This window comes from Dyadobacter sp. Leaf189 (assembly GCF_001424405.1).
In the GTDB taxonomy this organism is placed as follows: domain Bacteria; phylum Bacteroidota; class Bacteroidia; order Cytophagales; family Spirosomataceae; genus Dyadobacter.
Window position 1 is genome coordinate 666,566 of the sequence record NZ_LMPS01000001.1, and the last position, 9,554, is coordinate 676,119.

General features: G+C 43.8%; 10 protein-coding genes. 6 read left to right on the plus strand and 4 right to left on the minus strand.

All coding sequences use genetic code 11. The features are described from left to right. The first annotated feature begins 44 nt into the window (after positions 1-44). From eno to ASG33_RS02985, 5 genes are all read left to right on the plus strand, one after another. Entirely contained in the window at positions 45-1,316 is a 1,272-nt protein-coding gene (eno, locus tag ASG33_RS02965) for a phosphopyruvate hydratase (protein WP_056280084.1), read from the plus strand. Between the two features lie 49 nt (positions 1,317-1,365). After that, positions 1,366-1,698, plus strand: a complete 333-nt coding sequence (locus ASG33_RS02970; protein WP_056280086.1) for a septum formation initiator family protein — start codon at positions 1,366-1,368, stop codon at positions 1,696-1,698. A 41-nt stretch (positions 1,699-1,739) separates the two neighbouring features. Continuing rightward, positions 1,740-3,272: a 2,3-bisphosphoglycerate-independent phosphoglycerate mutase gene (gpmI, locus tag ASG33_RS02975; RefSeq protein WP_056280089.1), complete on the plus strand. Its 1,533-nt coding sequence runs from the start codon at positions 1,740-1,742 to the stop codon at positions 3,270-3,272. 84 nt (positions 3,273-3,356) lie between these two features. Next, a complete protein-coding gene (locus ASG33_RS02980; RefSeq protein WP_229238544.1) occupies positions 3,357-3,965 on the plus strand; it encodes a hypothetical protein in 609 nt (202 codons plus the stop codon). A 322-nt stretch (positions 3,966-4,287) separates the two neighbouring features. Beyond that, complete coding sequence (locus tag ASG33_RS02985; RefSeq protein ID WP_056280092.1) at positions 4,288-5,238, plus strand: hypothetical protein; 951 nt, start codon at positions 4,288-4,290, stop codon at positions 5,236-5,238. A 64-nt stretch (positions 5,239-5,302) separates the two neighbouring features. Here the strand turns inward: ASG33_RS02985 and ASG33_RS02990 are convergent, their stop codons facing one another. The 4 genes from ASG33_RS02990 to ASG33_RS03005 form a co-directional block, all read right to left on the minus strand. Then, entirely contained in the window at positions 5,303-6,193 is an 891-nt protein-coding gene (locus ASG33_RS02990) for a polyphosphate kinase 2 family protein (RefSeq protein ID WP_056280095.1), read from the minus strand. 27 nt (positions 6,194-6,220) lie between these two features. Then, positions 6,221-6,796 carry an RdgB/HAM1 family non-canonical purine NTP pyrophosphatase gene (gene rdgB, locus ASG33_RS02995; protein ID WP_056280099.1) on the minus strand — a complete coding sequence of 192 codons (576 nt, stop codon included), beginning with the start codon at positions 6,794-6,796 and terminating at the stop codon, positions 6,221-6,223. A gap of 84 nt (positions 6,797-6,880) precedes the next feature. Continuing rightward, on the minus strand, positions 6,881-7,786 hold the full coding sequence (locus ASG33_RS03000; RefSeq protein WP_056280102.1) for an FKBP-type peptidyl-prolyl cis-trans isomerase: 906 nt from the start codon (positions 7,784-7,786) through the stop codon (positions 6,881-6,883). A 54-nt stretch (positions 7,787-7,840) separates the two neighbouring features. Further along, the gene (locus ASG33_RS03005) at positions 7,841-8,875 is read right to left on the minus strand and encodes a bifunctional oligoribonuclease/PAP phosphatase NrnA (protein WP_056280105.1); all 1,035 of its coding nucleotides are present in this window, start codon (positions 8,873-8,875) and stop codon (positions 7,841-7,843) included. 198 nt (positions 8,876-9,073) lie between these two features. Here ASG33_RS03005 and ASG33_RS03010 point away from each other — a divergent pair, with 198 nt between their 5' ends. Next, a complete protein-coding gene (locus ASG33_RS03010; RefSeq protein WP_056280108.1) occupies positions 9,074-9,493 on the plus strand; it encodes a nucleoside-diphosphate kinase in 420 nt (139 codons plus the stop codon). Positions 9,494-9,554: the final 61 nt, after the last annotated feature.

Below are 9,554 nucleotides of genomic sequence, written 5' to 3' on the forward strand. Positions count from 1 at the left end.
AGGCGTTAAAATATTTAAATTTATAATTAAAACATAAGCTGCAAATGAGTACGATTCAGTCAGTACATGCAAGACAAATTCTGGATTCAAGAGGAAACCCGACAATAGAAGTAGATATTCGTACCGAAAATGGTTACCTGGGACGTGCTGCTGTTCCATCTGGTGCTTCTACCGGAAAGCATGAGGCCGTTGAACTTCGTGATAACGACAAAAGCGTTTATGTTGGAAAAGGTGTTTTGCAAGCAGTTGAAAATGTCAACGATATTATTTTTCCTGAACTCATCGGATGTTCAGTATTTGAGCAAAATCTGATCGACAAGATCATGCTTGAGCTTGACGGAACTCCTAATAAAGGAAAGTTGGGTGCCAATGCAATCCTGGGAGTTTCCCTGGCGGCGGCGAAAGCAGCAGCGCAGGAAGCAAACCTGCCATTGTATCGCTATGTTGGCGGAACAAATGCAAATACGCTTCCTGTACCTATGATGAATATTCTGAACGGAGGAAGTCACGCGGATAACTCGATCGATTTTCAGGAGTTTATGATCATGCCTGCAAAAGCAGATACGTTCTCTCAGGCGCTTCGTATGGGTGTTGAGGTTTTCCATACCCTGAAAACTGTTTTGAAAAGCAAAGGCTATTCGACCAACGTAGGTGACGAAGGTGGTTTCGCTCCAAATATCAAATCCAATGAAGAGGCGATCGAGATCGTAATTCAAGCGATTGAAAAAGCTGGTTACAAACCTGGCGAAGAAATCTTCATTGCCATGGATGCAGCTGTTTCCGAATTCTACGAAGATGGTCTATACCACTTCAAAAAATCAGATGGCCGTAAACTTAGTTCAGCTGAAATGGCGGATTACTGGACTCAATGGGTTGCTAAATATCCTATTATCTCTATTGAAGATGGTATGGACGAAGACGATTGGGCTGGCTGGAAAACTTTGACAGAGTCAATCGGCAGCAAATGCCAGCTTGTAGGTGATGATTTGTTCGTAACGAATGTAACCCGCCTGCAACAAGGAATTGAATCTCAGATCGCAAATGCAGTTTTGGTAAAAGTAAACCAGATTGGTTCTCTTACAGAAACTATCGATACTGTAAACCTGGCAAAACGTAACAGCTATAAGAGCATTATGTCGCACCGTTCAGGTGAAACTGAGGATGCAACAATCGCTGACCTTGCTGTTGCATTGAACACGGGACAAATTAAAACCGGTTCTGCTTCACGTTCTGACCGTATGGCAAAATACAATCAGCTACTTCGCATTGAGGAAGAATTAGGCGAAAGCGCATACTTCCCGGGATTGAAATTCTGATATAATAAACCGGAGCCAAGCGCTCCGGTTTTCATTTTTGGGTATTCCTATGAAAAGCAATTCATTCTGGTCATTTAAAACATTGAAAAACTTCTATGTAGCTACTTTGGTTGCATGGTTGTTCTGGATTTTGTTTTTGGACAACAATAACATTCGGGTGGTTTTTTCTAACCGGATGAAAATGAAAGAGCTGGAAGTAGAAAAGTCCAAACTACTTGAAAAAATTTCTCAGGTAAAGAAAGAGCGGAATGAGGTTTTTGGGAATCCGCAAATGGTTGAGAAATGGGCCAGGGAAAAGTTTCTGATGAGGAAACCAGGCGAGGAGGTTTACGTGATCGTAGACGAGAATAATCAACCTATTGAAAGTAAGAGCGAAGAATAACCCCAGTGGCTCGCTAAATAACATTTTAACATTCCACCAAATTGAGCAGAAAAGTCATTCTTATCATTATGGACGGTTGGGGAGTCGCCAAGATTGGTGAGGAAAACCGTTCAGCTGTTATAGCTGCCGACACTCCTTTTTACGACAGTATCCTGCAAAACTATTCAAACAGCAGATTGGAAGCCAGTGGTTTGGCAGTTGGGTTGCCTGATGGTCAAATGGGTAACTCGGAAGTAGGGCATACCAATCTTGGAGCAGGCCGTATTGTTTACCAGGATTTGGTTAAGATCAACCTTGCCGTATCGGAAGGTACATTAGCCCACGAAAAAGCTTTGACCGAAGCTTTCGATTACGCCAAGGTCAACAATAAAAAAGTACATTTCATTGGTCTGGTATCCGACGGAGGTGTCCACTCGCACATTGACCATTTAAAAGGGCTTTGCAAAATAGCTGCTGACCGCCAGCTTGAAAACGTTTTCGTTCACGCTTTTACAGACGGCCGCGATTGTGATCCAAAAAGCGGTTTAGGCTTTTTAACGGAGCTTAAAGAAGCAATGGCGATGACTACTGGTCGACTTGCCAGCATTACCGGTCGCTATTATGCAATGGACCGAGACAAACGCTGGGAACGTGTAAAGCTGGCCTACGATGCCATGGTACATGGAGAAGGAAAGCATGTTCCGGAAACAGACGTTTTGCAGGCAGTACAAGCTTCCTATGAGGAAGGTGTGACCGATGAATTCATCACGCCTATCATTGCGACAGATGCAGCGGGAATTCCTATCACCGTGATCAGCGACGGAGATGTGGTTTTGTGCTTCAACTTCCGCACAGATCGCGGACGTGAGATAACGGAGGTTCTTACCCAGCAGGACTTCCATGAGCAGAACATGCACAAGCTTAATCTGAAATATGTTACAATGACGAATTATGACGAGACTTATAAAGGAGTTGATGTCATTTTCGATAAAGATAATCTCAATAATACGCTGGGAGAAGTGCTCGAATCAGCAGGTAAAAAGCAGATCAGGATCGCTGAAACTGAAAAATACCCGCACGTTACCTTCTTTTTCTCCGGAGGTAGGGAAAAGCCTTTTGAAGGAGAGAGTCGCTTACTTTGCGCTTCGCCCAAAGTGGCTACTTACGACTTACAGCCAGAAATGTCCGCATTTGGTATCAGAGATTCAATCGTACCTGAGTTGGAAAAAGAAGAGGTTGATTTTGTCTGCCTTAACTTCGCCAATCCTGATATGGTAGGGCATACCGGCGTTTTCGAAGCGGCTGTAAAGGCTTGCGAAACGGTTGACCAATGCGTACAGGCGGTTGTTACGACAGGTTTAAACCACGGTTACTCATCGATTATCATAGCTGATCATGGAAATTCTGATTATATGATGAACGATGACGGATCACCCAACACTGCGCATTCATTGAATCTGGTACCATGCATTCTGGTCGATAACGAATACAAAGCTCCTATCAAGAATGGAAAGTTGGCAGATATTGCCCCGACTATCCTGGATCTGATGGGAATTGCTAAGCCGGAGGAAATGACTGGAACCAGTTTGCTCTAAAACTTAACAGTTGTAAAAGATGTTAACCACAGAGAGCCCGCAAGGCTCTCTGTTCTTTTAAAATTCCATTCTGAATTCTTACAAATGCCTCAGCAGACCAACCACGCAAAATCCTTTATTAAAGCTCCTGTTCTATACTTTTTTGCATTTCTTTCGACTGCAATGCTGGCTTCCTGCGATCAGCAGGCTGCCGATGACAATGAGGTAAAAAGGTATTTTGATCTGAAAGGATTTGTAGAAAATCAGATCGTTTATCTGAATGAAAAGAAGCCCTTGGCAACGAAGTCGGCGAAGCTTGATGGTGAACTCGAAACCGTCAAATCAGACGCCATTGACTGGAAAAAGGAACTTGAATTGTTCATTCAGGCTGATATCAATAAACCCTCCTATGCCCAAAGTTATGATGTGACGAGGAAGGATTCGTCTACTTACGAGTATCGACTCAAAGAGAATAGTGATTTGCCGGTCCGCTACCTGAAAATTGTTACTGATACCACAGTTAAATCTCCCACCAAAGTAATGGCCACGTTGCTGTCTCGCAATCGTATTTACGAATCTGAAAAGCAGATTGAGTTTACTTGCCAGAAGAAGGACAATCTATTGCAGATTTCTGCTTACTCCGTAAAAGGATATCAGAAACTGATCTTCATGGAGCCGAAGCGTTTCGAAATATCAGCTAGAATAGGATTATAGCGGGTTTTTTAATTTCCTTTTCCTGTACTCTTACACCATAAATTGGGTAAAGATTACCCAATTTCTTTACGGCGAATGCGCTTCAAAGGCCATTTGCCAAATATTTCCTCTCAAAATTTTGGTTGTTGAAAATTGGCCTCAGATGTGGAATTTGAGGCTTTTTTACTGGTATTATTCGTAGAAAGCGATTGGGCGTATATAGCCGGCTAACTGCTGTTGCAGGGAAGAGGGCACAAAATTGGTTGCTTACCTATCGAAACCATGTAGACCCGGACTAATCCGTCAACATGTAAACTAAATCATAAAGTAAACTTAAAACTCAATGCAACAAGAACAGAAAAATAAGCAAAGCATAGCTTGGGCAATGGTAGTTGTCCTGGGACTAGCGACGGCCATGTTTGGCTACTTGTTTACTACTCAAAAACAAGAGTTGACCCAACAGGAGTCAATGGTAGTTGAGAAAGCAAGAGAACTGGCTGTGACCAAAACTAAACTGGACTCTATTTCCACCGTTCTGGATTCTAAAATTGCTGAAATCGAAAGACTGGGTGGAGATGTTACAGAACTTACCAAAATGAAAGAGAAGTTGGAAGCTGATAAATTGGCTTTCAGCAAAAGCAGAAGAGTTGAAACTAACAAGTATCTTGGAAAGATCAAGGAGTATGAAAGATTCCTGACCGAAAAAGACGAAATGATTGCGCAGCTTAAAGCTGAAAACGAACATCTGGTAGCTTCAAACGATTCCCTCAGCACTCACGTTGGTACGTTGACAAGCGAAAGAGAAAGACTGGTTCAACGCCAGACTGAATTGACTGACTCAGTAACTACTTTCACAGCTGCTAACAAAGAGCTAAGCGAGAAAGTAAGTAAAGCTGCTGCTTTGAGAGCTCAGAATCTTAAAATCCTGACCGTTAATTCAAGAGGTAAGGTGAAAGACAAAGATGAGTACAAAGCGAAGAGAGTTGACAAGCTGAAACTAGTTTTCAACCTGCCAGAAAACGAGCTTACTGCTCAGGAGCCAAAAGACATTTACGTGAGAGTTCTTGATCCTGAAGGTGCAGTGATCGCTGACGATGCAACTGGTTCTGGCGAATTTGAAGTGAATGGTGCGCCATCTAAATTCACAGCACGTGAATCAGTAGCGTTCCAGAACAACAACCAGAAAGTTGAATTGCTATACGATAATACCTCTCAGTTCCGTCCTGGAAAATACAATGTAGAATTGTACGCAGAGGGATACAAGATTGGTGGCGGAGATTTCACCATCAAGTAAGACATAACTTCACACCATGCATAGCTATGAAAGGCGGCCGATTTACATCGGCTGCCTTTTTTTGTTACTCATGATTTTGAGCCTTAATTACATCAATATATTGCTTCAACACTTCCGTTTGCGAAGGGTCTGATTCGGGATAAGACATATCCATTCTCTTCAACTCCTCCACGATGATTTTCCCCACTGCAAGCCGCATGTTCCGTTTGTCGTCTGCGGGAATAATATACCAGGGCGCTTTCTTCGAAGCAGTAGCATTAATGCATTCTTCGTAAGCTTTCATGTATTCATCCCATTGCGCACGCACTTTGATATCCTGATCGTCAAACTTCCAGTTCTTCGCAGGATCCTCAATACGTTCAATCAGCCGCTCGGCCTGTTCCTCTTTTGATACATTCAGGAAAATCTTGACAACCCGGATCCCATTCCGGTATAGATACTTTTCAAGATTCGAAATATCCGAATAACGCTGTTTGAAGAGCTTGTCAAGATCTTCTGTCAATTCCTTGGGCAGCCTTTGTGACTTGGTCAGGATTTCTGGTTCTACTTTCACTACCAGCACTTCTTCATAGTAGCTCCTGTTGAAAATCGTAATTGTTCCTCTCTGCGGCAGCACCTGGCTTGTGCGCCAGAGGAAATCGTGGCTTAGCTCGGTTTCCGTCGGCCGCTTGAAAGAGTGTATCTTAATCCCTACCGGATTGACACCTGAAATCACATGCTTGATCGTACCATCTTTACCTGCCGCATCCATTGCCTGAAAAATCACCAGCAATCCGTAGCGATTATGCGCATACATCATACTTTGCAGTTCATCAAGTTCCTGTGCAGCCTCAGCTTGCAAAACTTCGTAATGTTCCTTATCCTCGTAAAAGTCCTTAACCTTCGTTTTTGCCTTCTCAATGTCAAATTTCTTGGAGCCGTCTACACGGTAGTCCGCCGGATCAAAATCTTGCATAACATAGGTTTTACAGTTGATACTATCTTAAATGGATTGAAGAAAGTCCACCAGCTTCGTGAAAGCACGTGCACGGTGGCTTAGCTTCGACTTCTCCGCCAGCGTCATTTCAGCAAAGGTTCTATCGTAACCATCCGGAACAAAGATCGGGTCATAACCGAAGCCGTTACTTCCTCTTTTATCCGGAATTATGGTGCCTTCCACTGTACCTTCAAACTGATGGTAAACGCCGTCGATCACCAGTGTAATTACAGTTAAAAACCGCGCCTGCTTGTTTGCAAATGGAGCAAGATTCTGCAGTAGTAAAGCAATGTTATCAGCTGGCTCCCGCTGCGGGCCTGCATAGCGGGCGGATCTTACACCCGGTTCGCCATTCAATGCGGTAACTTCAAGACCAGTATCGTCGGCGAAGCAGTTGACATTGAAGTTCTGATACACATATTCAGCTTTACCACGCGAATTTTCAGCTATGGTTTCGTAAGGCTCGGGAATGTCAGCTTCGCAGCCTATTTCGGCTAGTGTGACCAATTCAAAATGATTTCCCAGTAAAGCCTGGACCTCAATAAGCTTATTGACATTGTTGGTTGCAAAGCAAAGTTTCATAGTATTGATGTTGATAATAGCTGCGCATTTTACATAAAAAAACGGCCACTCTTGTGAAGCGGCCGTTTGATTTGTCTTTTTCTGTTAGCGTGTAGGCGGTGCAACCGGCGGAGCAGCTGGTGCACCGGTTCCTTTGGAGAAATCAATCAGTTCCATTTCAAACTGAAGTACCGAGTTGCCTGGGATTGGTCCATAAGCTTCTGGTCCGTATGCCAGACCGGAAGGAATGATCAACAAGCCTTTTTCGCCTTTTTTCATGAGCATAATGCCTTCTTCCCAGCCCGGGATCACCATTCCCTGGCCAACTTGCAAATCCAATGGCTTGCCCTGGTTTTTAGAGCTGTCAAACTCCTTACCGTCGAGGAATTTGCCTGTGTAATTCACTTTTACATTATCGCCTGCGACCGGACTTGCGCCTGAGCCTTCAACCTGAGGAACATATACCAATCCCGAAGCCGTTTTGCGCGCTTTTCCCTGCAGATTGTTTTTCGCAAGAAAAGCATCGATCACTTTCGCGTCAACTGCTTTCTGCTTAACACCTGCTTCCGATTGCTGCTTCTGGAATTCTTCTGATGTTAAAACGCTCAAAACCTTTACTGTAAAGCTGATCTCAGAACCTTTTTTGATCATCGGCGGCATTGGCTGCATCATTTTAGCAAACAAAGTATCTGCATTGATCATGAATTTCGCACTGTCACCAGTTGCCAACATAGCAAGTCCTTCTTCAAAGCTTCCTTTGAACGGAGGCGCCTGAAGTACCATTTTAACCGGATTGCCTTCTTTATAAGTGTCGCGAAGTGTGGAATCGCTACCGTTTTTTAGAACCAGATGGAAAGACATAATATCTCCAAGCTTTGCTTTTCTGGCATCATCTTCGTGTTCGAAGATCTGATATTTAAGCCCGTTCTCCGTAACCTGCGTCTTATACTGATTACAAGAGGCCGCAAGGATCGTTATGCCCATCGCATAACTGATTGTTTTAAGATTCATTTGATTGTTTTAATTTGGAATATTTGGGTGAATTTTGATAGATCAATTTTAAGCTTAGTCAACGCTCAAAAGCGCCTGTTCGTATGTTGGGAGGATACTTAAGAAGTAGTCAACGGTTTCATTTACTGATTGTTCCGATCTTCCTCCGCTCGCATTCTTGTGGCCGCCGCCATTGAAATGCGTACTTGCAAGATCTCTTACCGAAAACGTACCGACTGACCTGAAAGAAATCTTGATCTCTCCTTTACGTTCAATGAACATAGCAGACATCACCACGTTTTCGACCTGCAGTCCATAGTTAACGATACCCTCTGTTTCGCCGGTACTCGAATTGAACCTTTGCAGCTCAGCCTCAGTGAGTACCATATAAGCAGTTCTGTATTTGGGCAACACCACAAGCTTTTGCGAAAGTACATATCCCAGAAACTGCAGGCGGGAAAGGGGGGCGTTATCATAGATAAGCCGGTGAACGCGGCTGGAGTCAAACCCTGTCCGCATTAAATCTGCAACAGCGAGGTGCACATCCGCAGTCACGTTTGCGTGCCTGAAAGAGCCTGTGTCGGTCATGATACCGGCATAGAGGTACTCAGCCATTGGAACATCAAAAATCTCCGTTGCCGGCGCGTAGTCTTCCAGCTCTTTAACCAATTGATAGACAAGCTGCGCCGTTGCTGCTGCATTGGTATCCCAGATCATCCATGTGGCAAAATACTCGGGTTCCAGATGATGGTCTATCATCATTTTGGGAGCAGGCGCTTCCTGAACTACCTTTCCGAGATCTTTTAAACGGGATAATACAGAAAAGTCAAGGCAGCAAATCAATGTAGCTTCCTGGATTTTTTTCCTGCATTTAGCTTGCTCAGAGGCTTTTTCGTAAACGAGCACCAGATCGGGATTAACCATCCAGCGCAGGTTGGCCGCATATTCGGTAGGGCTGATAACAGTTACTTCGTGTCCTTTTTTGGATAAATAACTGGCCCACCCAAGCGAAGATCCCAGCGCGTCAGCGTCCGGGTCGCGGTGCATCGTTATGATGATTTTTTGGGGAAGGGATAAAAAAGAGCTTAACTCTTTAACGGTTTGATTCACAGTTATTTATTTCAAAAAAGGAGTTTTGAGAGCGTAATAAGCCCACAAAATTAACAAAACTGTTGGGATTTGCTCAATCTTCATCCCGAAAGCCTAAGTATCAGCCTGCTCTTGCGCGTTTAAATGCATACTTCCCGAACTATCAAGGATATACAATGAAAAATAGTAGTTTTGCACCAAAATCAATTAAGCTTTCGTATGCCAACAAACAGAACTTTCACAATGATCAAGCCGGATGCCGTACAAGACGGTCACTCGGGATCAATTATCAAAATGATTGAGGAGGCGGGATTTCGTATTGTAGCCTTGAAAAAAACAAAGCTTACCTCAGAGCGCGCTGGCGAGTTCTACGCTGTTCACAAGGAGCGCCCGTTTTATAATGATCTTTGCAAGTACATGTCTTCCGGCGCGATCATTCCGATGATCCTGGAAAAGGAAAATGCAGTTGCAGATTTCCGCACATTGATCGGGGCAACCAATCCGGCGAATGCAGAGGAAGGTACTATCCGGAAATTGTATGCAAAATCAATGGAAGCCAATGCAATCCACGGGTCAGACTCGGATGAGAATGCGCAGATTGAAGGCAGCTTCTTTTTTGCATATACCGAACAGTTCTGATATCGGTTAGACCATAAAAAAGCCGCCGCTACATTTGTAGCGGCGGCTTTTTTATGGAATT

Excerpts from the sequence above, each read along its gene's own strand:
- ASG33_RS02985 (WP_056280092.1), top strand. The coding sequence starts at position 4,288 with ATGCAACAAGAACAGAAAAATAAGCAAAGCATAGCTTGGGCAATGGTA.
- ASG33_RS03010 (WP_056280108.1), top strand. The coding sequence starts at position 9,074 with ATGCCAACAAACAGAACTTTCACAATGATCAAGCCGGATGCCGTACAA.
- ASG33_RS02980 (WP_229238544.1), top strand. The coding sequence starts at position 3,357 with ATGCCTCAGCAGACCAACCACGCAAAATCCTTTATTAAAGCTCCTGTT.
- ASG33_RS02970 (WP_056280086.1), top strand. The coding sequence starts at position 1,366 with ATGAAAAGCAATTCATTCTGGTCATTTAAAACATTGAAAAACTTCTAT.
- rdgB (WP_056280099.1), bottom strand. The coding sequence starts at position 6,796 with ATGAAACTTTGCTTTGCAACCAACAATGTCAATAAGCTTATTGAGGTC.
- ASG33_RS02990 (WP_056280095.1), bottom strand. The coding sequence starts at position 6,193 with ATGCAAGATTTTGATCCGGCGGACTACCGTGTAGACGGCTCCAAGAAA.
- ASG33_RS03000 (WP_056280102.1), bottom strand. The coding sequence starts at position 7,786 with ATGAATCTTAAAACAATCAGTTATGCGATGGGCATAACGATCCTTGCG.
- eno (WP_056280084.1), top strand. The coding sequence starts at position 45 with ATGAGTACGATTCAGTCAGTACATGCAAGACAAATTCTGGATTCAAGA.